Raw genomic sequence first — 23,782 nt, 5'->3', positions numbered from 1 at the left:
ACGTCCAACCGTGCGCCGTGTGGCGGACTAGTGCGCCTCTTCCCAGTTCGCGCCGCTGCCCACCTCGGCCACCAGCGGCACGTTGAGTTGCGCCACGCCGCACATCAGCTCGGGCAGCCGCACCTTGACCAGCTCGAACTCGGCCTGCGGCACTTCCAGCACCAGTTCATCGTGCACCTGCATGATCTGGCGCGCGCCCAGGCCGTCCGCTTCCAGCCAGTCCTGCACGGCGATCATCGACAGCTTGATCAGGTCGGCGGCCGTGCCCTGCATCGGCGCATTGATGGCGGCGCGCTCGGCGGCCTGGCGGCGCGGGCCGTTGCCGCCGCGGATGTCCGGCAGCCACAGGCGGCGGCCGAACACGGTCTCGACGTAGCCCTGCTCGCGCGCCTTCTGACGCGTCTCTTCCATATAGTTGGCCACGCCCGGGTAGCGCATGAAGTAGCGGTCGATATAGTGCTTGGCCGCGTCGCGCTCGATGCCGAGGTTGCTGGCCAGCCCGAACGCGCTCATGCCATAGATCAGCCCGAAGTTGATCACCTTGGCGTAGCGGCGCTGCTCGCTGGTGACGGCCTCGCGCTCGACGGCAAAGATCTCGCTGGCCGTGGCGCGGTGGATGTCCTCGCCATTGGCGAAGGCGCGCAGCAGGTTGTCGTCGCCCGAGATGTGGGCCATGATCCGCAGCTCGATCTGCGAGTAGTCGGCCGACACGATCACGTTGCCCGGCCCGGCGATGAACGCCTCGCGGATGCGGCGGCCTTCCTCGGTGCGCACCGGGATGTTCTGCAGGTTCGGATCGGTCGACGCCAGCCGCCCCGTCACCGCCGTGGCCTGGCCGTAGCTGGTGTGCACGCGGCCCGTGCGCGGGTTGACCATCTTCGGCAGCTTGTCCGTGTAGGTCGACTTGAGCTTGGACAGGCCGCGGTAGTCCAGCAGCAGCTTGGGCAGCGGATAGTCCTCGGCCAGCTTCTGCAGCACTTCCTCGTCGGTGGACGGTGCCCCGCTGGCGGTCTTCTTCACCACCGGGAGCTGCATCTGGTTGAACAGGATCTCGCCGATCTGCTTCGGCGAGCCCAGGTTGAACGGCTGGCCGGCGGCCTCGTGCGCGGCGCGCTCGGCCTCCATCATGCGCTGGCCCAGGTCGGCGCTCTGCGCGGCCAGCTTGTCGGCATCGATCAGCACGCCGTTGCGCTCGATCTTCTGCAGCACCACCGAGACCGGAATCTCGATCTGCTCGTAGACGTACCGCAGCCCGTCGGCCCGCTCAAGCTGTGGCAGCATCTTGCGGTGCAGGCGCAGCGTCACGTCGGCGTCCTCGGCCGCGTAGTCGGTGGCGCGCTGCAGGTCGATCTGGTCGAAGCCGATCTGGCTGGCGCCCTTGCCGCACACTTCCTCGTAGGTCAGCGTCTTCACGCTCAGCAGCCGCTCGGCCAGGCTGTCCATGCCGTGGTTGCGGTACGACGCCAGCACGTAGCTTTCCAGCATCGTGTCATGGGCGATGCCGCGCAGCGTGATGCCGTAGTTCATGAACACGTGCGCGTCGTACTTCAGATGCTGGCCGAGCTTGGGCCGCGACGGGTCTTCCAGCCAGGCGCGCAGCTTGTCGAGCACGAAGTCGCGCGGGAGCTGGCCGTGGTTGTCCAGGCCGGCCACGTCGGGGCCGCGATGGGCCACGGGAATGTAGGCCGCCTCGCCCGGCTCCACCGATACCGACACGCCCACCAGTTCCGCCATCATCGGGTCCAGCGACGTGGTCTCGGTGTCGATGGCGACGATCGGCGCGTCCACCAGCTTCTGCAGCCAGGCATCGAGCGCGGCCTCGGTGGTCACGGTCTCGTAGCGAATCTCGGCCGGCGCAAGGTCCTCGGCCGGCTGGCCGTCGTCGTCGGACGCCGGCGCGGCGTCGAACAGCCCGCCCTGGGCCGCCCCGGCCGTGCCTCGGGCCGCGGCGGCGCGCGCGTTCGGCAGCGATTCGCCGGTGGCCTCGCGCAGCCAGGTCTTGAAGCCGTACTTGCGAAAGAAGTCGACGAGCTTGTCCTTGTCCTCGCCCAGGTCGTGCAGCGCGTGGAAGTCGGCCACGGCGCCGCTCAGGTCGCAGTCGGTCTTGACCGTCACCAGTTCGCGGGCGCGCGGCAGCCAGTCCAGCGTGTTGCGCAGGTTGTCGCCCACCACGCCCTTGATGCCGTCGGCGCCGGCCATGATCGCGTCGAGCGTGCCGTATTCGGTCAGCCACTTGACGGCCGTCTTGGGGCCCACCTTCGGCACGCCAGGCACGTTGTCCACGGCGTCGCCGATCAGGGACAGGTAGTCGACGATGCGCTCGGGCGGCACGCCGAACTTGTTGACCACGCCCGGCGGGTCCAGCACCTCGCCGCTCATCGTGTTGACCAGCGTGACGCTGTCGTTCACAAGCTGCGCAAGGTCCTTGTCGCCGGTGGATACCACGGTCTTCACGCCCTGCTGCGTGGCCTGGCAGGCCAGCGTGCCGATCACGTCGTCGGCCTCCACGCCCTCGACCACCACGATGGGCCAGCCCAGCGCGCGCACGGCCTCGTGGATCGGCTCGATCTGGCGCGCCAGATCCTCGGGCATCGACGGCCGGTGTTCCTTGTATGCGGGGTACATCGCATCCCGGAACGTCTTGCCCTTGGCGTCGAATACGCAGGCGATATACTGTGCCGGGTAATCGTTGCGCAGCTTGCGCAACATGTTGATCATGCCGTAGATTGCCCCTGTGGGCAGACCTTCGCCATTCCTCAGGTCCGGCAGCGCGTGGTATGCGCGGTACAGATAGCTCGATCCATCGACGAGCAAGAGTGTTTTTGGACTATCCGACATTCCCATGGACTCAAAATTGACTGGTGCCCCCATTGGCGGTGCAGATGCCGCTCCCCTCGCCGATACGGACGTTTCCGACATTTCCGGTAATTCGGTGAATCCCCCTCCCGAAAAGGCGTCGGCGCATGCCGCCGCCATCGCCGCAAAAGCCGATGCCGCGGCTGCCGGCAAGAGCGTTGAAGAGCAGGATGCCGCCGCACGGGCTGCAGCGGCGCGCGCGAATCCGCGCAAGATGATTCCGAGCCTGCGTGCGCTGGCCGATGAGGACCGGGCCACGGCCAAGAAGGCGCGCGCCTCGTGGCAAATGTTCACGATTATGGCAGAGTTCATCGAGGCGACCGAGTACCTGTCGGAGATCCGCCCGGCCGTCTCGATCTACGGCAGCGCACGGCTGCGCGAGGACTCGCCGTACTACCAGAAGACCATCGAAATCGCGCGGCTGTTCTCGGACGCGGGCTTCGCCGTGATCTCCGGCGGCGGCCCCGGCATCATGGAAGCGGCCAACAAGGGCGCGCACGCCGGCAAGTCGGCCAGCGTGGGCCTGAACATCGAGCTGCCGCACGAACAGCAGGGCAATCCGTACCAGGACATCGCCATGCGCTTCCGCCATTTCTTCACGCGCAAGGTCACGTTCGTGAAGAACTCGGACGCCTTCATCGTCATGCCGGGCGGTTTTGGCACGCTGGACGAGCTGGCCGAGGTGCTGACGCTGGTGCAGACCGGCAAGTCCCGGTCGGTGCCGGTGGTGATGTACGGCAGCCGGTTCTGGAAGGGCCTGCTGGACTGGTTCCGCTTCACGCTGCTGCCGATGGGCCTGATCGCCGAGCACGACCTGGACCTGATGAAGATCGTCGACGAGCCGCAGGAAGTGCTGGAGGCCGTCTACGAGTACTACGAGAAGCGCGGCGGCGACCATCCGATCCCGCCGAAGGAAGAAATGTTCTATCTGTAAGGCAAGCGTCGCGCACGCCACCCGGGGCTTGAGGCGCCGGGTGGACGGAAGGCCACGACGGCGGCCCGAAAACGACAGGAATTGCTAGAATGGAAGCCTGTCCGCCTGCCACACCCGGCGCCGCCGGCTGCACAGGCAAAATCCGCGTCGCGGGGCCCCCTGCCCGCGCGCACAGGAGCCTCAGATGACTTCCCCTTCGCAACCGGGTGCCAGGTTGGCCGGTCGGTCCGCCAGGATCGGCCGCCCCGGCTATCTGCTCGCGCTCGTCGCCGCCGTGGCGGCACTGTCCGGTGCCAACGTGGCGCTGGCCGAGGAAACCACCAACGCGCTGACCCAGCAGGAACTCAACAAGATCAACAACCAGCCGATCGCCCCGGCGGCCAAGAGCCAGTTGAACCAGCCCCGCGAGCCGAGCTTCCAGCTTCGTGAACGCGACGGCACCCAGGTGACCGAATACCGCGACAAGGGCCGCGCCACCGAGATCCAGGTGCAGTCGGGCTTTGGCACGAAGTACGAGATGAGCAAGCCCGAGGACAGCTCGCCCCGGATTCGGGACCATGACGTGAACCGCGTACCGTCGGTCAACCTCAAGTTCTGACCGGCGCCGTCGCCCGACCTGTTAGTCTTACGCCTTTCTGACCCACGATCCGCGCCTGGCCGATGACCGGGCACGGATCGCGCCGGCCTTCCGGCAGCAATGCCACGGCGACGGAGCCGGGCAACCCCGTGTTGCCGCCCCGCCGTCCCCCGATTCGCACCAATTTGAGAGTATGGCCGTCTTTACCACGGTCTCGCAGGACGAGATCGCCCGCTGGCTGCTTGATTACGACCTAGGCGAAGTGCGCGCGCTGCGCGGCATTGCCTCGGGCATCGAGAACAGCAACTTCTTTCTGACCATGGAGCAGGACGGCGTCACGCGCGAGTTCGTGCTGACGATCTTCGAGCGGCTACGCTTCGACCAGTTGCCGTACTACCTGCACCTGATGGATCACCTGGCGCGCCACGGCATCAGCGTGCCGGCGCCCATGCCCGCCCGCGACGGCGAGATCCTGCGCGAACTGAAGGGCAAGCCGGCGACGATCGTCACGCGGCTGCCCGGCGCCTCGCAGCTTGCGCCGGCCGCCGACCACTGCGCCGAAGTGGGCGCCATGCTGGCACGCATGCACCTGGCCGGCCAGGACTATCCGCGCCAGCAGCCCAACCTGCGCAGCCTGGCCTGGTGGCAGCAGACCGCGCCCGAGATCACGCCGTTCCTGGACGCCGCCCAGCGCCAGTTGCTGGCCGACGAGATCGCGCACCAGACCGCGTTCTTCGGCAGTGCCGACTATGCGGCGCTACAGGCCGGCCCGTGCCATTGCGACCTGTTCCGCGACAACGTGCTGTTCGACACCGTCGACGGCCAGCACAAGCTGGGCGGTTTCTTCGATTTCTATTTCGCCGGCCACGACAAGTGGCTGTTCGACCTGGCCGTGACGGTCAACGACTGGTGCATCGACCTGCCGACCGGCGCGCTCGACCCCGTGCGCGCCCAGGCGCTGCTGGCGGCCTACCACGCGGTGCGGCCGCTGACGAAGACCGAGGCAGCCCACTGGCAGGACATGCTGCGGGCCGGCGCGCTGCGGTTCTGGGTGTCGCGCCTGTGGGACTTCTATCTCCCGCGCGAGGCCGACATGCTCCAGCCGCACGATCCGACCCATTTCGAACGCATCCTGCGCCGCCGCCTGGACGACGGGCCGGCGCTCCCCTGGATCTGATTCGCCATGCAACTACTGGAAGTTTCCGCCAAGGAAGGCTACGTCTGGCTGCGCCAGGGCATCTGGCTGTTCCGCAAGAACCCGCTTGCGTTCCTGATGCTGCTGTTCATCTACCTGATTGCCGCGCAACTGGCGATCTTCGTGCCGCTGTTCGGCATCATCGCGCTGCTGGTGTTCACGCCGGGGCTGTACGTGGGGGTGATGACCGCCTGCCGCGAGGTGATCCAGAACAAGCGCGTCCTGCCCACGATCCTGCTGGCGGGGTTCCGCACCAACGGCAAGCAGGCCACCCGGCATCTGCTGATCCTGGGCGGCATCTATGCGGTGCTGGTGTTCGCGCTGAGCCTGGCCGCCACGGCCGTGGTCGACATTGGCGCCGTGGCCCCGATCGTGCTGCGCGGCGAGGAGCCGACGGCCGACGCGATCCGGCAGCTCTACTTCGCGCTGCTGATCGGCGCGGTGCTGTACACGCCGGTGGCGATGATGTTCTGGTTCGCGCCGCTGCTGGCCGCCTGGCACCAGGTGCCGCCGATCAAGGCGCTGTTCTTCAGCTGGACGGCCTGCTGGCGCAACCGCGGCGCGTTCTTCACCTATGCGCTGCTGTTCGCCGTGCTGCTGGTGGCCGTGCCCCTGTTCCTGGAAACGGTCTTCGCGGCGCTGGGCGCGCAGGCGGTGCTGTCGTTTCTGGTGACGCCGTACTCGCTGCTGATGCTCGCGGTGCTGTACTGCTCGTTCTACGCCACGTACCGGGGCTGCTTCAACGTCGTCCCGCCGGGCGAGACGGGGAATGGGGCGGCGGCGGACAACCCCTGAGCTTGTCCACGCCCCTCTCCCGCGCTTGGGAGAGGGGCAAACACAATCGATCAATCGATCGGATCCAGCTTTGCCACCGCCAGGGCCAGCCACTTGGCGCCGTGGCGCTTGAAATCGATCTGGGCACGCGCGTCGGCGCCTTCGCCCTCCAGCGCCTTGATCTTCCCTTCGCCGAACTTCGTGTGGAACACGTTCTGGCCCACGCGGAAACCGGTGGCGGCGGCGCGCTTTTCCTCGGCGTAGTTCTTGCCGGTGTCCATGCCGCCGGTGGCCTTGGTGCCCGTGTACGGCACGTCCTCGGCGCGCTTGAACCAGTCGCGGCCCCAGGCGTTGTCGCGTTCCTGGCGGCTGATGCCGTAGTTGCCGTACGACGACTGGCCCTGCGGGGTGATCCACTTCAGCGCTGGCTCGGGTAGCTCCTCGAAGAAGCGCGAGCGCACGTGGTAGCGCATCTGGCCGTGCAGCACGCGGCTTTGCGCGAACGACAGGTAGAGCCGCTGGCGCGCGCGCGTGATCGCCACGTACATCAGCCGGCGCTCTTCCTCCAGCCCGTCGGCCTCCATGGCGCTGTTCTCGTGCGGGAACAGCCCTTCCTCCAGGCCGGTGATGAACACGGCGTTGAATTCGAGCCCCTTGGCGGCGTGTACGGTCATCATCTGCACGGCGTCCTGGCCGGCCTGCGCCTGGTTGTCGCCGGCTTCCAGCGACGCGTGCGTCAGGAACGCCACCAGCGGCGTCATGACCACCGGCAGCTGCTCGGGGTCCAGCACCTGCTGGTCCTGGTCGCCCTGCGCCAGCGCCGGCGGCACGTCGCGGCCGACCGGCAGCACCCGTGCCAGCGCGTCCAGGCCGTAGCCCTCCTCCACCACGAACGCCTGGGCGGCCGTCACCAGTTCCTGCAGGTTCTCGATGCGGTCCTGGCCTTCCTTCTCGGTCTGGTAGTGCGTGATCAGCCCGCTGGCGTTGGTCACGTGCTCCACGGTCTGGGCCAGCGTCAGGCGGCTGGTTTCGGCGCGCATCTGCTCGATCAGCCGCAGGAACGCCGCCAGCGACGTGCCGCCCTTGCCCGGCACGTAGGCCACCGCCTCGGCCAGCGAGCAGTTGTACTGGCGCGCGGCGTCCTGCAGGTTCTCCAGCGTCTTGGCGCCAATGCCGCGCGTCGGAAAGTTGACCACACGGCCAAACGCGGCGTCGTTGCGCGGGTTCTCGATCAGTTGCAGGTAGGCCAGCGCATGCTTGACCTCGGCCCGCTCGAAGAAGCGCAGGCCGCCGTACACCCGATAGGGGATGCCCGACGAGAACAGCGCATGCTCGATCACGCGCGACTGGGCGTTGCTGCGGTACAGGATGGCGATTTCCGAGCGCGACATGCCCTGGGCGATCTGGTCGCGGATCTCCTCGACGATCCACGACGCCTCCTGCCCGTCCGAGCCCGCCTGGAACACCCGCACCGGCTCGCCGTGCCCGGCGTCGGTCCGCAGGTTCTTGCCCAGCCGGCGCGCGTTGTGCGAGATCAGATGGTTGGCGCTGTCCAGGATATGCCCGTGCGAGCGGTAGTTCTGCTCCAGCTTGATCAGGTGCCGCACGCGGAATTCCTGCTCGAAATCGCGCATGTTGCCGACGTTGGCGCCGCGGAACGCGTAGATGCTCTGGTCGTCGTCGCCCACCGCGAACACGGCCGCGGCCTGGCCCGTGCCATAACCGGCCAGCAGCTTCAGCCACTGGTACTGCAGCACGTTGGTGTCCTGGAACTCGTCCACCAGCACGTGGCGGAAGCGGTGCTGGTAGTGCTGGCGGATGGCGTCGTTGTAGCGCAGCAGTTCGTAGCAGCGCAGCAGCAGCTCGGCGAAATCGACCACGCCCTCGCGCTGGCACTGCGCGTCGTAGGCGGCGTAGAGGTCGACGAAGCGGCGGTTGAAGTCGTCGTTGGCCTCCACGTCGGCCGGGCGCAGGCCCTGTTCCTTGGCGTTGTTGATGAAGTACTGAAGGTTCTTGGCCGGATACTTCTCGTCGTCGACGTTCAGCTGCTTGAGCAGCCGCTTGAGCGCGGACAACTGGTCCTGGGTGTCCAGGATGGCGAACGTCTGGGGCAGCCCGGCGTCGCGGAAGTGGGCCCGCAGCATGCGGTTGCACAGCCCGTGGAACGTGCCGATCCACATGCCGCGCGTATTGATCGGCAGCAGCGACGACAGCCGCGTCTGCATCTCCTTGGCGGCCTTGTTCGTGAATGTCACGGCCAGGATGCCGGCCGGCGACACGCGCCCGTTCTGGATCAGCCAGGCAATGCGCGTGGTCAGCACGCGGGTCTTGCCGCTGCCGGCGCCGGCCAGGATCAGGGCCGGTTCGTCCGGCAAAGTGACGGCGGCGAGTTGTTCGGCGTTGAGGTTGGCGAGCAGGCTGGACATCGGATCGGGGCCGGTAAAGTAGGCGGCAATTATACCGGCGGGCCCCTGCCCCGATTGTCGGCAGGCCGCGCGCCCGGCCCGGAAATGGGCATCGGCGCGCCGGCTCCCCTATAATTTGACGTTTTCTCCCGGCCGAATGCCGTGGCACGCCATGCCGCCTGCCGGGCCCGAGCCCCGTCCCGCATTCCAAGCATCCCAAGACATCCGAGCATGACCGCAGAAGACCAGTCCCTTGCCAAGAGCTTCGAACCCGCCGCCATCGAGGCGAAATGGGGCCCAGAATGGGAGCGCCGCGGCATTGCCCAGCCCACTTTCGACGATAACCGTCCCGATTTCGCCATCCAGTTGCCGCCGCCCAATGTGACCGGCACGCTGCACATGGGCCATGCGTTCAACCAGACGATCATGGACGGCCTGGCCCGCCACGCCCGCATGCGCGGCGCCAACACGCTGTGGGTGCCGGGCACCGACCACGCCGGCATCGCCACGCAGATCGTGGTGGAGCGCCAGCTGGAGGCGCAGGGGGTGTCGCGCCACGACCTGGGCCGCGAGGCATTCACCGAGAAGGTCTGGGCCTGGAAGGAAGAGTCGGGATCGACCATCACGCGCCAGGTGCGCCGCATGGGCGCGTCGATCGACTGGACGCGTGAATACTTCACGATGTCGCCCGAGATGTCGAAGGCCGTGACCGAGGTCTTCGTGCGGCTGTACGAGCAGGGCCTGATCTACCGCGGCAAGCGGCTGGTGAACTGGGATCCGGTGCTGGGCACGGCCGTGTCCGACCTGGAGGTGGACAGCGTCGAGGAAAACGGCTCGCTCTGGGAGATCCACTACCCGCTGGTCGAGCCGGACACCGTGCGCGGCCTGACGCACCTGACCGTCGCCACCACGCGCCCCGAGACCATGCTCGGCGACACGGCCGTGATGGTGCACCCCGAGGACGAGCGCTACGCGCACCTGATCGGCAAGTCCGTGCACCTGCCGCTGACCGGCCGCCAGATCCCGGTGATTGCCGACGAATATGTCGACCGCGAGTTCGGCACCGGCGTGGTCAAGGTGACCCCGGGCCACGACTTCAACGACTATGCCGTGGGCCAGCGCCACAACTTGCCGCAACTGTCGATCCTGACGCTCGACGCCAAGGTCGTGGCCGACGCGCCGGCGGCCTACGCCGGCCTGGACCGCTTCGCGGCCCGCGAGAAGATCGTCGCCGACCTCAAGGACCAGGGCCTGCTGGGCGAGATCAAGCCGCACAAGCTGATGGTGCCGCGCAGCGAGCGCACCGGTTCCGTGATCGAGCCGATGCTGACCGACCAGTGGTTCGTCGCCATGAGCAAACCGGCACCCGAGGGCACGTACTATCCGGGCCGCTCGATCGCCGAGGTGGCGCTGGACGCCGTGCAGAGCGGCGAGATCAAGCTGGTGCCCGAGAACTGGAACAGCACCTACAACCAGTGGCTGGCCAACATCCAGGACTGGTGCATCAGCCGCCAGCTCTGGTGGGGTCACCAGATCCCGGCCTGGTACGACGAATCGGGCAAGGTCTTCGTGGCCCGCACCGAGGAAGACGCCCGCGCCCAGGCCCAGGCGGCCGGCAGCACGGGCCCGCTGCGCCGCGAGGAAGACGTGCTGGACACGTGGTTCTCGTCCGCGCTGGTGCCGTTCTCGTCGCTGGGCTGGCCCGAGCAGACGCCGGAGCTGAAGCACTTCCTGCCGTCGTCGGTGCTGGTCACCGGCTACGACATCATCTTCTTCTGGGTGGCGCGCATGGTCATGATGACCAAGCACTTCACCGGCCAGGTGCCGTTCCACACCGTGTACGTGCACGGCCTGGTGCGCGACTCCGAAGGCAAGAAGATGAGCAAGTCCGAGGGCAACACGCTGGACCCGGTGGACCTGATCGACGGCATCGACCTGGCGCCGCTGCTCAAGAAGCGCACCACGGGCCTGCGCCGCCCCAAGGACGCGCCCAAGATCGAGGCCAAGACGAAGAAGGAATTCCCGGACGGCATTCCGGCCTTCGGCGCCGATGCGCTGCGCTTCACGTTCGCGTCGCTGGCCACGCTGGGCCGCAACATCAACTTCGACACGGGCCGCTGCGAGGGCTACCGCAACTTCTGCAACAAGCTCTGGAACGCCACGCGCTTCGTGCTGATGAACACCGAGGGCCATGACTGCGGCATGGGCCCGTGCAACAACGACTGCGGCCCGGACGGCTACCTGCACTTCTCGCAGGCCGACCGCTGGATCGTGTCGCTGCTGCAGCGCGTGGAGACCGAGGTCCAGAAGGGCTTCGACGAGTACCGCTTCGACAACATCGCCAGCGCCATCTACAAATTCGTTTGGGACGAATACTGCGACTGGTACCTGGAACTGGCCAAGGTGCAGATCCAGACCGGCTCGGCAGCCCGGCAGCGCGCCACGCGCCGCACGCTGCTGCGCGTGCTGGAGACGGTGCTGCGCCTGGCGCACCCGATCATCCCGTTCATCACCGAGGAACTGTGGCAGAAGGTGGCCCCGCTGGCCGGCCGCGCCAAGGGCGATGGCAGCGAATCGATCGCCATCCAGCCCTACCCGCTGCCCGCCGTGGCCAAGATCGACGAGGCCGCCGAAGCCTGGGTGGCGCAGCTCAAGGCGCTGGTGGACGCCTGCCGCAACCTGCGCGGCGAAATGAACATCTCGCCGGCCCAGCGCATCCCGCTGTATGCGCATGGCGACAGCGCCTTCCTGCGCGAAGCGGCCGCTCACGTGCAGGCGCTGGCGAAACTTTCCGAGGTCAAGGTGTTCGAAGACGAGACCGCGCTCCAGCAGGAGGGGGCCGGGGCGCCCGTGGCCATCGTCGGCGCCAACCACCTGCTGCTGAAGATCGAGATCGATGTGGTGGCGGAACGTGCGCGCCTGTCGAAAGAAATTGAGCGAATCGCGGGCGAGATCGGCAAGTGCCGTGGCAAGCTTTCGAACGAAAGTTTTGTCGCGAAGGCGCCGCCGGCCGTGGTGGCGCAGGAAAACCAGCGTTTGTCGGATTTCGAACAGACGCTGGCCAAGCTTCGGGATCAACTACAGCGTCTGCCGTCATGAAGTGACGGTTTCGGTCCGTTCGGCGCCTGCGCGTCGGACGGCGACCGACAGACGGCACCCCTCCTCCTGCGGCACGGTATTACACCGGATTGAAAAGGAAGCTGAAATGGAAAACCGCGTCACCAAGGCCGTCTTTCCCGTTGCCGGGCTAGGCACCCGATTCTTGCCCGCCACCAAGGCGAGCCCCAAGGAAATGCTGCCCGTGGTGGACAAGCCGCTGATCCAGTACGCCGTGGAAGAAGCCATTGCCGCGGGCATCAACGAGATGATCTTCGTCACCGGCCGCTCCAAGCGCGCCATCGAGGACCATTTCGACAAGGCGTACGAGCTGGAAATGGAGCTTGAAGCCAAGAACAAGCAGGCCCTGCTGGACGTCGTGCGGTCGATCAAGCCCAAGAATGTGGAATGCTTCTACGTGCGCCAGCCCGAGGCCCTGGGCCTGGGCCACGCCGTGCTGTGCGCGGCGCGCCTGGTGGGCGACGCCCCGTTCGCGGTGATGCTGGCCGACGACCTGCTGGACGGTGGCAACGACGAGCCGGTCATGAAGCAGATGGTCGACGTCTACAACCACTTCAACTGCTCCGTGCTGGGTGTGGAAGAGATTTCGCCCGAGCAGAGCCGGTCCTACGGCGTGGTGGATGGCCGCGAGTGGGACGAGCGCGTGATCAAGATGTCGGGCATCGTCGAGAAGCCGGCGCCCGAGAATGCACCGTCGAACCTTGGCGTGGTGGGCCGCTACATTCTGACCCCGCGCATTTTTGACCACATCCGCCAGCTCAAGCCCGGCGCCGGCGGCGAATTCCAGCTGACCGACGCCATCCAGGCGATGCTGGACCAGGAACAGGTGCTGGCCTACCGCTACAAGGGCGTGCGCTTCGACTGCGGCAGCAAGCTCGGCTACCTGAAGGCCACCGTGGAATTCGCGCTCAAGCACCCGGAGGTGCGCGACGAATTCAGCAGCTACCTGGCCCAGCGCGGCTGATACGGCTGACGCCCCAATGAAAAACCGCCTCCTTGCGAGGCGGTTTTCCTTTTGGCGCGGCGGCTCCGGCCATGGGCCCGCTCAGCGGCGCTTCATGTAGAACACGAACACCTTGTCCACTTCGGCGTGCGACAGCAGTTCGTTGCCGGTCTGCTTGGCGAATGCCTGGAAATCGCGCGTGGCGCCGGGGTCGGTGGCCAGCACCTTGAGCACGTCGCCGCTGGCCATGTCGGCCAGCGCCTTCTTGGTCCGCAGGATCGGCAGCGGGCAGTTCAGGCCGCGCGCGTCCACTTCTTTCTGGAAATCCATTCCTCTCCCCTACTATTTCTGATCGATGCCGTATTGTAGCGAAGCGGCGACGAGGCTGAAGTCCGTCGGCCGGCGCGGATCGGGGATGTCCAGGCCCGTGGCGCGGTCGAAAAATCGCACCGGCAGGCCGCGCCGCTCCAGGAAATCGGCCACGGCGAATCCGGTGCCGGCGTTCCAGATCCGCATGTTCTCGGGCGCCACCAGCCGGTATTCGGCCAGTTCCTCGGACAGCCGGATCTCGCCCTCGGCCCGCACGTGATAGGCGATGATCAGCTCGTTCTTGCGCATAAACTCGTAGACGCCGATCAGCGACGCGGACACCGTGTCGAGATTCGTCTCCTCCTTCAGCTCGCGCGCCACGCCCAGCTCCGGCGACTCGTCGCGCTCCATGAAGCCGGTGACCAGCGCGAACATCTTTTCCGGCCACGCGGCATTGCGCGCCAGCAGCAGCTTGCCCTCGTACTCGACGACGGCCGCCAGCACCGGCAGCGGGTTGTCCCAATGCACGAAGCCGCAGCCGTCCTGCACGCAGGCATGGCGAAGACGGCCCGACATGGGCAGGTGTTCCAGCGCCGCGCCGCATCGGGGGCAGAAGCGGTAGGGTTCCATCGACATCTCCAGGGGGCTTTGGTCAGGCGCAGGCGGCGCGGATATCGGCGGCGAACGCCTCCACCGTCTCGGGCTGCAGGTCCCACGCGCACATCAGCCGGCATCCGCCGGCGCCGATGAACGTGTAGAACAGCCAGCCCCGGCCGCGCAGCTTCTCGATGGCCGGCAGCGGCAGTTCGGCGAACACCGCGTTGGCCTGGGTCGGGAACATGATCCGCACGCCCGGCACGTCGGCGATGCGCTGCGCCAGCAGCGTCGCCATGGCATTGGCGTGGCGGCCGTTCTTGAGCCACACGTCGTGTTCGAGCATGCCGAGCCACGGCGCCGAAATGAACCGCATCTTCGACGCCAGATGCCCGGCCTGCTTGACGCGATAGGCAAAATCCTCGGCCAGCCGGCGGTCGAAGAACACCACGGCCTCGCCCACGGGCAGGCCGTTCTTGGTGCCGCCGAAGCAGAGCACGTCCACGCCGGCACGCCAGGTGATCTCGGACGGATGCACGCCCAGCGACGCCACCGCGTTGGCGAACCGCGCCCCGTCCATGTGCACGCGTAGCTGCCGGCGCTTGGCGATGGCCGCGATGGCGCGCACTTCGTCCACGGTATAGACCGTGCCGACCTCCGTGGCCTGCGTCAGCGACACCACGCGGGGCTTGGGATAGTGGATGTCCGACCGCTGCGTGACCAGCGCCTCCACCGCGTCGGGCGTCAGCTTGCCGTGCTCGCCGGCGGCCGTCAGCAGCTTCGACCCGTTCGAGAAAAACTGCGGCGCGCCGCATTCGTCGGTCTCGATATGGGCCAGTTCGTGGCAGATCACCGAGTGGTACGACTGGCACAGCGACGACAGCGCCAGCGAATTGGCTGCCGTGCCGTTGAACACGAAGAAGACCTCGCAATCGGTCTGGAACAGGTCGCGGATGCGGTCGCAGACCTTCTGGGTCCAGCTGTCGTCGCCGTACGCCTTCTCGTGGCCCGTGGCATTGGCTTCCAGGAAGTATTTCAGCGATTCCGGGCAGAAGCCGGCGTAGTTGTCGGAGGCAAACTGCTGCATGGCGGGGACTGCGGAGGTCATCGGGTCGAACCTTGCCTGGCTTGTCGGTGGGGGCTTATTGCTTGTCGAGCCAGAGCTCGCCGCCCGTGGCCCAGTTCTCGCGCTTGATGTCGGTGATGATGATGTCGACGGCGCCGGCCGAGCAGCCCAGCGTCTCGCAGGTGACGCGCGTGATTTCCTCGACGAACTTGCGCTTCTGCTCGACGGTACGGCCTTCAAACATCTCTACGTGAAACGTGGGCATGGCTGGCTCCTTTGGTGTCCTGTTGGGTTGGTGGGTGTGGGTTCCGGTTTCGGCGCGTCAGTCCCGGTAGCCCGGATCAATGCGGTCGAGCCGGCGCAGCAGCGCCGGCCATTCCAGCTCGCCCTCGACGGCGCCGCCGTCGTACAACTGCAGCGAGGTGCGGTCGGCGATGGCCGGCGGCGGCTGCACCGTCGCGCTGCCAAGCTGGGCACCCAGCTGGATCTCGCACGCCTTGATCAGCGTGGCCATCAGCACGTAGGCCTCGGCCACGGTGCGGCCCACGGTCAGCGTGCCGTGGTTGCGCAGCAGCATGGCCGGATGGTCGCCCAGCGACGCGGTCAGCCGCGCGCCCTCTTCCGGCGTGAAGGCCAGGCCCTCGTAGTCGTGACAGGCCAGCCGGCCGTGGAATCGCATGGCGTGCTGCGACAGCGGCAGCAGCCCCTCGGCCTGGGCCGAGACCGCGATGCCGGCCGTGTTGTGCAGGTGCATCACGCAATGGGCGTCCGGGCGGGCGGCGTGCACGGCCGCGTGCAGCGCAAAGCCGGTGACGTTGACCGGGCGCACGGTCTCGCCCACCACCTCGCCCCGGCCGTTGATCTTGACCAGGTCCGACGCGCGGATCTCGTCGAATGCAAAGCCGAACGGGTTGATCAGGAAGTGGCCGGGCTCTCCGGGCACGGTGGCGGAGATATGGGTGTAGATCAGGTCGTCCCAGCGCTCGCGGGCGGCCAGCCGGTAGGCGGCGGCCAGGTCCACGCGGACACGCGCTTCTTCGGGGCCGGTCGGCCCGGCCGGGCCGGCGGCGCGCCCGGGCTGCAAGGCAAAGGACATGGGGATGGGCTCTCGCGCCGCCCTGCAGCGCCGGCGCGGGGGCGGCCAGGTCGAGTGAGCGGCGAAGCCGATACTGTAGCGCAGACGCTACCGGGACGTGTGGCCGCCCGCCGGCCACCGGCGCTCCATCCACACATAGAGCGCCGCGCCGGCCAGCAGCGCCAGCGCCGCCACGCCCAGCGACGCGCCAAAGCCGCCCGTGCGCGCCACCAGCGCCGTGGCCAGCGGCGGCCCGGCGATCTGGCCGATGGCGTAGGCGGCGGTCATCAGCCCGATCAGCTTCGACGCCCGCGCGCCCCACAGCCGCCGCGCCTCGCGCATCGCGAACGACACCAGCGCGGTGAACGGCAGCCCCACCAGCAGGCTGCTCAACGCAAACCCGGCCACGGTGGGCCACAGCGCCGCCACGCCCACGCCGGCCGCCTGCAGCGTGTACAGCCACGTCATCATGCGGCGGTTGTCGTGATGCATGCCCACCCGCGTCACCAGCCACGCCCCCACCGCCACGCCGGCGCCCAGGATCGGCCAGAACAGGTCGGCCCAGACGGTGCCGGGCATCGCGTGACGGGCGATCACCGGCAGGAACGTGGCCGTGATGATGTAGCCGAAGCCGGCCAGCCCGTAGGCCAGCGTCAGCGCCCAGGTCTCGGCGTCGAGCCGGGGATGCGCCGGCGCCACGTCGCCCGCCAGCCCGGCGGACGGGCCCGGCGCCGGGGCCGGCGAGCCGAACACGCGCCAAACCGGCAGCAGCATCGCCAGCCCCAGCCCGGCGAACGCGATCCAGCCCCAGCTGGCGTGCCATTGGGCCGCCACCATGCCGAATGCCGACAGCCCGGTCACGACGATGCCCAGGCCCGGCCCGCAGAACATCAGCCCGCCCAGCGTGGGGTGCCCCAACTCGGCCAGCCGCTGCATGCACCACGCGGTGCCGTAGACCATGACCAGCGCGCTGGCGATGCCGGCCAGCGTGCGCCACGCCAGCCACGCCGGCATGCCGCCCGGCAGCGCCATCGCCAGCGTCAGCACCACGGTCAGCGCCAGCGCGCCGCGCACCATCCGCACCGGGTCCGGGCGAATGAACAGGCACAGCACGGCGCCGGCCAGGTAGCCGATGTAGTTCATCGTCGCCAGCGCCCCGCCCTGCGCCAGCGTCACGGCGCCGTCGTGCAGCATCATCGGCAGCAGCGGTGTGAAGGCAAAGCGGCCGATTCCCATGGCCAGCGCCAGCGAGACCAGCCCGGCCAGGGCCACGGCGATGGGCCGGGCGGTACGCGGGCCGGCCTGGGCGGCGGAAACGTCGGCGTTGGCAAGAGGCATGGGGGTTGTCTTCTGAGCCGTGGGGCGATGGGAGGGGGACCAGGCAGATTCAAGCACGGTTGGCGAAATGGCGTACGAAACCCGTACGAAACCCGATGTGCCGCCGGGGGCATTGGCCGACCGCCGGGCCCGCTTTCGACCCGGCACGATGTGGCCGGTCGCCTACACTGAAAGTGGCGCGGCCACGGCATCCCTGGCGGGCCGCGCCCCGCCATGACACACGCATTCGCGCCCCATCGGCATCATCGCGCGCCACCCTGGGTGCACTGGCTGGCGCTGGCCTGCCTGGCCCTGGCGCTGGCGTGCCTGCCCCGTGCGCTGGCCCAGGCAGCGCCGTCCCCGGCCGCGCCAGCGCCGGTCTTCGTGATCCCGCTGCAGGGCGCCATCGGCCCGGCCAGCGCCAGTTTTGCCGTGCGGGGCATGGACCGCGCCCGCCAGGACGGCGCCCAGTTGATCGTGCTGCGGATGGACACGCCGGGCGGGCTCGACAAGTCGATGCGCGACATCATCCAGGCCATCCTGGCGTCGCCGGTGCCGGTGGCCACCTACGTGGCGCCCGGTGGCGCCCGCGCCGCCAGCGCCGGCACCTACATCCTCTACGCCAGCCATATCGCGGCCATGGCGCCCGGCACCAACCTGGGCGCGGCCAGCCCGGTGGCCATCGGTATCGGCGGGCCGCGGCCGGAAGCGCAGCCCGGCCCGGCCTCGGCGCCCGCCAGCGCACCGGCCGGCGAAGACACCATGACGCGCAAGCAGATGCACGACGCCAGCGCCTATATCCGCGGGCTGGCGCAGCTTCGGCACCGCAACGCCGAATGGGGCGAGCGGGCCGTGCGCGAGGCCGTGAGCCTGTCCGCCGACGAGGCCGTGACCCAGAAGGTGGCCGATTTCGTCGCGCCCGACCTGCCGGCCCTGCTGGCCAGGGTCGACGGCAAGCGCTACGAGGTCGCCGGCGCCACCCGCACGCTGCGCACGGCCGGCGCGCCGGTGGTCACCCTGGAACCCGACTGGCGCAGCCGCCTGCTGGCCGTCATCACGGACCCCAGCGTGGCGCTGATCCTGATGATGATCGGCATCTACGGGCTGATCTTCGAATTCTCCACGCCCGGCATGGTGGTGCCCGGCATTGCTGGCGCCATCTGCCTGCTGCTGGGCCTGTTCGCGCTGCAGATGCTGCCCATCAACTACGCCGGGCTGGCGCTGATCGCGTTCGGCGTGGCCTGCATGGTGGCCGAGCTGTTCCTGCCGACGTTCGGCGCCGTGGGCATCGGCGGCATCATTGCGTTCGGATTCGGCGCGCTGATGCTGATCGATACCGACGTGCCCGGCCTTGGCGTGCCGCTGGCGCTGATCGCCGGCCTGTGCGGCGTGTCGGCCATCTTCGTGTTCGGCATGTCGGCGCTGCTGCTGCGCGCGCGGCGGCGGCCCGTAGTCAGCGGCGCGGACACGCTGGTCGGCAGCGTCGGCGTGATGGTCGACGATGCCGGACAGGTGCCCGGCGCACCGGCCGACGGCTGGGCCATGGTGCGCGGCGAATCCTGGCGCATCCACGCACCCGGCCCGCTGGCGCGCGGCCAGGCGGTGCGCGTGACCGGCCGCCACGGGCTGGTGCTGGACGTGGCGCCCATTCACGACGCCTGACTCGACAAGGAGCCCGACATGGCATTCGGATTCAGCTTCGGTGGTGTGGTCTTCCTGCTCGTCCTGCTGGTGGTGGCCGCGTTCCGCGTGCTGCGCGAGTACGAGCGCGGCGTGGTGTTCATGCTGGGCCGGTTCTGGCGCGTCAAGGGGCCGGGGCTGGTGCTGATCATCCCGGCGGTGCAGCAGATGGTGCGCGTGGACCTGCGCACGGTGGTGCTCGACGTGCCGCCGCAGGACGTGATCTCCCACGACAACGTGTCGGTCAAGGTCAACGCCGTGATCTATTTCCGCGTGGTGGACCCCGAACGGGCCATCATCCAGGTCGCCAACTTCCTGGAGGCCACCAGCCAGCTCGCCCAGACCACGCTGCGCTCGGTGCTGGGCAAGCACGAACTCGACGAAATGCTGGCCGAGCGCGAAAAGCTCAACCTCGACATCCAGAAGGTGCTGGACGCCCAGACCGACGCCTGGGGCATCAAGGTGTCCAACGTCGAGATCAAGCACGTGGACCTGAACGAGTCGATGGTGCGCGCCATTGCCCGCCAGGCCGAGGCCGAGCGCGAACGGCGGGCCAAGGTGATCCACGCCGAGGGCGAGCTGCAGGCGTCCGAGAAGCTGCTGGAGGCCGCCCAGATGCTCGCCCGCCAGCCCCAGGCCATGCAGCTGCGCTATCTGCAGACGCTGACCCAGATCGCCGGCGACAAGAGCTCGACCATCGTCTTCCCGCTGCCCATCGACATCGTGTCGACGATGACGGGCGGGGGGAAGTAGCGGGCGGCGGGCGCAAAAAAAGCGCCTGCATCGCAGGCGCTTTCCAAGACTTCCTGGCAGGAATCAGCCGCGTCAGACCTTGGCCGAGACCCACTCCGTGACGCCGGCCAGGGCCTTGGGCAGGCCGGCCGGGTCGGTGCCGCCGGCCTGGGCCATGTCGGGGCGGCCGCCGCCCTTGCCGCCAACCTGCTGGGCGACGAAGTTGACGAGTTCGCCGGCCTTGACCTTCGACGTGGCGTCGGCGGTCACGCCCGCGATCAGGCTGACCTTGCCGTCGGCCACGGCGGCCAGCACGATGGCGGCGCTCTGGAGCTTGTCCTTGAGCTTGTCCATCGTCTCGCGCAGCGTCTTCACGTCGGCGCCTTCAAGCTGGGCGGCCAGCACCTTCAGGCCCTTGACGTCGACGGCCTGCGACACGAGTTCATCGCCCTGCGACGACGCCAGCTTGCTCTTGAGCTTTTCCAGCTCCTTTTCCAGCGCGCGCACCTGCTCCTGCACCTGGCCGATACGCGGCACCAGTTCGGACGGCTGGGCGCGCAGCGCGGCGGCGGCCTCGTTCAGGCGGGCGTCGAGCGACTGCAGGTAGTGCAGCGCGTTGTCGCCGGTGATGGCCTCCACGCGGCGGATGCCGGCCGCGACGCCGGCTTCCACGACGATCTTGAACAGGCCGATGTCGCCGGTGCGCGTCACGTGGGTGCCGCCGCACAGTTCCTTGGAGGTGCCGATCGACAGCACGCGCACGTCGTCGCCGTACTTTTCGCCGAACAGCGCCATCGCGCCGCTCTTGACCGCGTCGTCGAACGGCATGACGGCGGCCACGGTGGGCGCGTTGGCCAGGATCTCGGCGTTGACGATCTCCTCGATCTGGCGGATCTGCGCGTCGGTCAGCGGGGCGTTGTGCGAGAAGTCGAAGCGCGTCTTGTCCGGGTCGACCAGCGAGCCCTTCTGCTGCACGTGGCTGCCCAGCACCTCGCGCAGCGCCTTGTGCATCAGGTGCGTGGCCGAGTGGTTGCGTACGGTGCGCGCGCGGCGGACGGCGTCGACCTGGGCCGCCACCGTGTCGCCCACCTTGAGCGGGCCATTGGCCAGCGTGCCCTGGTGGCCGTACACGTCGGCCTGGATCTTGGTGGTGTCCGCCACGGTGAAGACGGCGGGGCCGGACACGAGCGTGCCCTGGTCGCCCACCTGGCCGCCCGATTCGGCGTAGAACGGCGTGTTGTCCAGCACGACCACGCCGGTCTGGCCCGGCTGCATCGTGTCGACCGAGGCGCCGTCCACGTACAGCGCGGTCACGCGCACGCCTTCCTTGCTCAGCGCGTCGTAGCCGTGGAACACGGTCTTGTCGCCCGTGTACTCCAGGCCGGCGGCCATCTTGAACTTGCCGGCCGCGCGCGCCTGCTCGCGCTGGCGCGTCATGGCGGCGTCGAAGGCGGCCTCGTCGACGGTGATCTCCTGCTCGCGCGCCACGTCCTGCGTCAGGTCCAGCGGGAAGCCGAACGTGTCGTGCAGCTTGAACGCCAGTTCGCCGTCCAGCACGTTGCCGCCCTTGGCCTTCAGGTCGGCCACGGCGGTGTCCAGGATCGACATGCCGTTCTCGATGGTCTCGAAGAAGCGCTCTTCCTCGGCCTTGAGCACCTCGACCACGCGCGACTCGGCGTCGGCCAGTTCCGGGTACGCCTCGCCCATCTGCGCCACCAGGTCCGCCACGAGCTTGTGGAAGAACGGGGTCTTCTGGCCCAGCTTGTAGCCATGGCGGATGGCGCGGCGCACGATGCGGCGCAGCACGTAGCCACGGCCTTCGTTGCCGGGGATCACGCCGTCGACGATCAGGAACGAGCAGGCGCGGATATGGTCGGCAATGACCTTGAGCGAGTTGTGGCCCAGGTCGGCGGTGCGGGTCTCGCGGCCGGCGGCTCGGATCAGCGCCTGGAACAGGTCGATCTCGTAGTTGCTGTGCACGTGCTGGAGCACGGCGGCAATGCGCTCCAGGCCCATGCCGGTGTCCACGCACGGCTTGGGCAGGCGCGTCATGTTGCCCTGCTCGTCGCGGTTGAACTGCATGAACACCAGGTTCCAGATCTCGATGTAGCGGTCGCCGTCTTCCTCGGGCGATCCCGGCGGGCCGCCCCAGACCTCGGGGCCGTGGTCGTAGAAGATTTCCGAGCACGGGCCGCACGGGCCGGTATCGGCCATCTGCCAGAAGTTGTCCGACGCGTAGCGCGCGCCCTTGTTGTCGCCGATGCGCACGATGCGCTCGACCGGCACGCCCACTTCCTTGGCCCAGATGTCGTAGGCTTCGTCGTCCTCGGCGTAGACCGTGACCCAGAGCTTGTCCGCCGGCAGCTGGTAGACCTTGGTCAGCAGCTCCCAGGCGTACTGGATGGCGTCACGCTTGAAGTAGTCGCCGAACGAGAAATTGCCCAGCATCTCGAAGAACGTGTGGTGACGTGCCGTATAGCCGACATTTTCGAGATCGTTGTGCTTGCCGCCCGCCCGCACCGAACGCTGGGACGACGTGGCGCGCGAGTAGGGACGCTTGTCGGTGCCCAGGAACACGTCCTTGAACTGCACCATGCCCGAATTGGTGAACAGCAGCGTCGGGTCGTTCGCCGGCACCAGGCTGGACGAGCGGACCACGGTATGGTCCTTCGACTCGTAGAACTGCAGGAACTTGCTGCGGATGTCGGAGACTTTCATGTTGTATCGGGCGCCTCCCGCGTCGTGGCAGGGCGCAGTCAGTCAGGGTGGATTTGCAAACCGTTGATTATACGGGCAAGCCCTGCCCGCAGGCACTGGCCGGGCGGCGCGTGGCCGGCCCGCCGCCCGGCTGTCCGGTTATCGCCCACGGAACCGCCGGCGGCGCCCCGGCCGGGCGCGTGGGCGCCGGGGCCGGTGATAGAGTGCTGGCTCCTCAAGACCTGCCCGCCCGTACCGCCATGGGAGCCTTAAGCCATCTCCGCGTCCTGGACCTGACCCGCGTGCTCGCGGGCCCCTGGTGCGCCCAGAACCTTGCCGACTTTGGCGCCGACGTGATCAAGATCGAGCGCCCCGGCGCCGGCGACGACACCCGCATCTGGGGCCCGCCCTGGCTCAAGACCCCCGACGGCCAGGACACCGCCGAGGCCGCCTACTACCTGGCCGCCAACCGCAACAAGCGCTCGGTGACCTGCGACATCAGCACGCCCGAGGGCCAGCAGATCGTGCGCGACCTGGCTGCCCGCAGCGACGTGGTGCTGGAAAACTACAAGGTCGGGCAACTTGAGAAGTATGGGCTGGACTACGAATCGCTGAAGGCGGTCAAGCCGGACATCATCTACTGCTCGGTCACCGGCTTCGGCCAGACCGGCCCGTACGCGCAGCGCCCCGGCTACGACTTCATCATCCAGGGCATGGGCGGCTTCATGAGCCTGACCGGCGAGCGCGACGACCTGCCCGGCGGCGGGCCGCAGAAGGCCGGCGTGGCGATTTCCGACCTGATGACCGGCCAGTACGCGACGATCGCCGTGCTGGCCGCGCTGGCGCACCGCGACCGCACCGGCTGCGGCCAGTACATCGACATGGCGCTGCTCGACGTGCAGGTGTCGATGCTGGCCAACATGAACACCAACTACCTGGCCAGCGGCGTGGCGCCCCGGCGCTGGGGCAACGCCCACCCGAACATCGTGCCCTACCAGACCTTCCACGCCGCCGACGGCTGGATCATCGTCGCGGTGGGCAACGACGGGCAGTTCCGCAAGTTCGTGACCGCCGGCGGCCGGCCGGAACTGGCCGACGACCCGCGCTTTGCCACCAATCCGCAGCGCGTGGCGCACCGCGACGTGCTGGTGCCCATCCTGGCCGAGATGGTGCTGCCGCGCACGCGCGAGCAGTGGATCCTGGACCTGGAACGCGCCGGCGTGCCGTGCGGCCCGATCAACACGCTGGACGAAGTCTTCGAGAACGAGCAGGTGCTGGCGCGCGGCCTGCGCGTGGACCTGCCCCACCCCACCGGCGGCACGGTCAAGCTGGTCGGCAGCCCGATGAAGATGAGCGCCACCCCGCCCGAGGCGCTGCGCCACCCGCCGTTGCTGGGCGAGCACACCGATATGGTGCTGGACGAGACACTCGGCTACAGTGCCGAACACATCGCCGCCCTGCGCGCCAAGGGTGTGGTCTGAGCCCGGCGCGCCCGGCCAGACCGGCCCGGA

18 protein-coding genes are annotated in these 23,782 nt (G+C 68.3%); 9 read left to right on the top strand and 9 right to left on the bottom strand.

Translation table 11 applies throughout. The annotated features are described in order from the left end of the window. Nucleotides 1-27: 27 nt before the first annotated feature. Nucleotides 28-2,838: a DNA polymerase I gene (gene polA / locus EHF44_RS09900; RefSeq protein ID WP_124683587.1), complete on the bottom strand. Its 2,811-nt coding sequence runs from the start codon at nucleotides 2,836-2,838 to the stop codon at nucleotides 28-30. 4 nt (nucleotides 2,839-2,842) lie between these two features. Between polA and EHF44_RS09895 the strand changes: the two genes are divergently transcribed. The 4 genes from EHF44_RS09895 to EHF44_RS09880 all read left to right on the top strand — a co-directional run bounded on the left by EHF44_RS09895 (nucleotide 2,843) and on the right by EHF44_RS09880 (nucleotide 6,357). After that, complete coding sequence (locus EHF44_RS09895; protein WP_172966032.1) at nucleotides 2,843-3,790, top strand: TIGR00730 family Rossman fold protein; 948 nt, start codon at nucleotides 2,843-2,845, stop codon at nucleotides 3,788-3,790. Nucleotides 3,791-3,974: 184 nt separating this feature from the next. Continuing rightward, entirely contained in the window at nucleotides 3,975-4,388 is a 414-nt protein-coding gene (locus EHF44_RS09890) for a DUF2782 domain-containing protein (RefSeq protein ID WP_124683586.1), read from the top strand. Nucleotides 4,389-4,560: 172 nt separating this feature from the next. Continuing rightward, the gene (locus tag EHF44_RS09885) at nucleotides 4,561-5,544 is read left to right on the top strand and encodes a homoserine kinase (protein WP_124683585.1); all 984 of its coding nucleotides are present in this window, start codon (nucleotides 4,561-4,563) and stop codon (nucleotides 5,542-5,544) included. A gap of 6 nt (nucleotides 5,545-5,550) precedes the next feature. Continuing rightward, nucleotides 5,551-6,357 (top strand): BPSS1780 family membrane protein, encoded by an 807-nt coding sequence (locus EHF44_RS09880; protein WP_124683584.1) that lies wholly within the window; start codon nucleotides 5,551-5,553, stop codon nucleotides 6,355-6,357. 50 nt (nucleotides 6,358-6,407) lie between these two features. On the opposite strand, the gene EHF44_RS09875 is transcribed toward EHF44_RS09880, so the two are convergent. Further along, nucleotides 6,408-8,762 (bottom strand): UvrD-helicase domain-containing protein, encoded by a 2,355-nt coding sequence (locus EHF44_RS09875; RefSeq protein ID WP_124683583.1) that lies wholly within the window; start codon nucleotides 8,760-8,762, stop codon nucleotides 6,408-6,410. A gap of 210 nt (nucleotides 8,763-8,972) precedes the next feature. On the opposite strand from EHF44_RS09875, the gene EHF44_RS09870 reads away from it, so the two are divergent. Together EHF44_RS09870 and galU are read left to right on the top strand one after the other, a co-directional pair. Then, nucleotides 8,973-11,840: a valine--tRNA ligase gene (locus EHF44_RS09870; protein WP_124683582.1), complete on the top strand. Its 2,868-nt coding sequence runs from the start codon at nucleotides 8,973-8,975 to the stop codon at nucleotides 11,838-11,840. Between the two features lie 106 nt (nucleotides 11,841-11,946). Beyond that, on the top strand, nucleotides 11,947-12,822 hold the full coding sequence (gene galU / locus EHF44_RS09865; protein WP_124683581.1) for a UTP--glucose-1-phosphate uridylyltransferase GalU: 876 nt from the start codon (nucleotides 11,947-11,949) through the stop codon (nucleotides 12,820-12,822). A gap of 81 nt (nucleotides 12,823-12,903) precedes the next feature. Here the strand turns inward: galU and EHF44_RS09860 are convergent, their stop codons facing one another. The 6 genes from EHF44_RS09860 to EHF44_RS09835 all read right to left on the bottom strand — a co-directional run bounded on the left by EHF44_RS09860 (nucleotide 12,904) and on the right by EHF44_RS09835 (nucleotide 17,183). Continuing rightward, nucleotides 12,904-13,131: a sulfurtransferase TusA family protein gene (locus EHF44_RS09860; protein ID WP_092134760.1), complete on the bottom strand. Its 228-nt coding sequence runs from the start codon at nucleotides 13,129-13,131 to the stop codon at nucleotides 12,904-12,906. Between the two features lie 12 nt (nucleotides 13,132-13,143). Further along, on the bottom strand, nucleotides 13,144-13,740 hold the full coding sequence (locus EHF44_RS09855; RefSeq protein WP_124683580.1) for an NUDIX domain-containing protein: 597 nt from the start codon (nucleotides 13,738-13,740) through the stop codon (nucleotides 13,144-13,146). A 22-nt stretch (nucleotides 13,741-13,762) separates the two neighbouring features. After that, entirely contained in the window at nucleotides 13,763-14,791 is a 1,029-nt protein-coding gene (locus EHF44_RS09850) for a threonine aldolase family protein (protein WP_124685059.1), read from the bottom strand. Nucleotides 14,792-14,846: 55 nt separating this feature from the next. Next, nucleotides 14,847-15,035, bottom strand: a complete 189-nt coding sequence (locus EHF44_RS09845; protein ID WP_124683579.1) for a 4-oxalocrotonate tautomerase — start codon at nucleotides 15,033-15,035, stop codon at nucleotides 14,847-14,849. Nucleotides 15,036-15,092: 57 nt separating this feature from the next. Continuing rightward, nucleotides 15,093-15,866 (bottom strand): class II aldolase/adducin family protein, encoded by a 774-nt coding sequence (locus tag EHF44_RS09840; RefSeq protein ID WP_124683578.1) that lies wholly within the window; start codon nucleotides 15,864-15,866, stop codon nucleotides 15,093-15,095. A gap of 87 nt (nucleotides 15,867-15,953) precedes the next feature. Then, nucleotides 15,954-17,183 (bottom strand): YbfB/YjiJ family MFS transporter, encoded by a 1,230-nt coding sequence (locus EHF44_RS09835; protein ID WP_124683577.1) that lies wholly within the window; start codon nucleotides 17,181-17,183, stop codon nucleotides 15,954-15,956. 213 nt (nucleotides 17,184-17,396) lie between these two features. On the opposite strand from EHF44_RS09835, the gene EHF44_RS09830 reads away from it, so the two are divergent. Beyond that, on the top strand, nucleotides 17,397-18,824 hold the full coding sequence (locus tag EHF44_RS09830) for an NfeD family protein (protein ID WP_124683576.1): 1,428 nt from the start codon (nucleotides 17,397-17,399) through the stop codon (nucleotides 18,822-18,824). Nucleotides 18,825-18,842: 18 nt separating this feature from the next. Further along, nucleotides 18,843-19,595, top strand: coding sequence for a slipin family protein (locus EHF44_RS09825; RefSeq protein ID WP_124683575.1), 753 nt, complete (start codon nucleotides 18,843-18,845; stop codon nucleotides 19,593-19,595). Between the two features lie 72 nt (nucleotides 19,596-19,667). On the opposite strand, the gene alaS is transcribed toward EHF44_RS09825, so the two are convergent. Continuing rightward, a complete protein-coding gene (alaS, locus tag EHF44_RS09820; protein WP_124683574.1) occupies nucleotides 19,668-22,292 on the bottom strand; it encodes an alanine--tRNA ligase in 2,625 nt (874 codons plus the stop codon). Between the two features lie 239 nt (nucleotides 22,293-22,531). On the opposite strand from alaS, the gene EHF44_RS09815 reads away from it, so the two are divergent. Continuing rightward, entirely contained in the window at nucleotides 22,532-23,752 is a 1,221-nt protein-coding gene (locus EHF44_RS09815) for a CaiB/BaiF CoA transferase family protein (protein ID WP_124683573.1), read from the top strand. Nucleotides 23,753-23,782 lie beyond the last annotated feature (30 nt).

The sequence above is a fragment of the Cupriavidus pauculus genome, from assembly GCF_003854935.1.
Lineage (GTDB): Bacteria > Pseudomonadota > Gammaproteobacteria > Burkholderiales > Burkholderiaceae > Cupriavidus > Cupriavidus pauculus_C.
The sequence above is the reverse complement of the archived record's forward strand: the minus strand, read 5'-3'. Positions and strand labels throughout refer to the sequence as shown.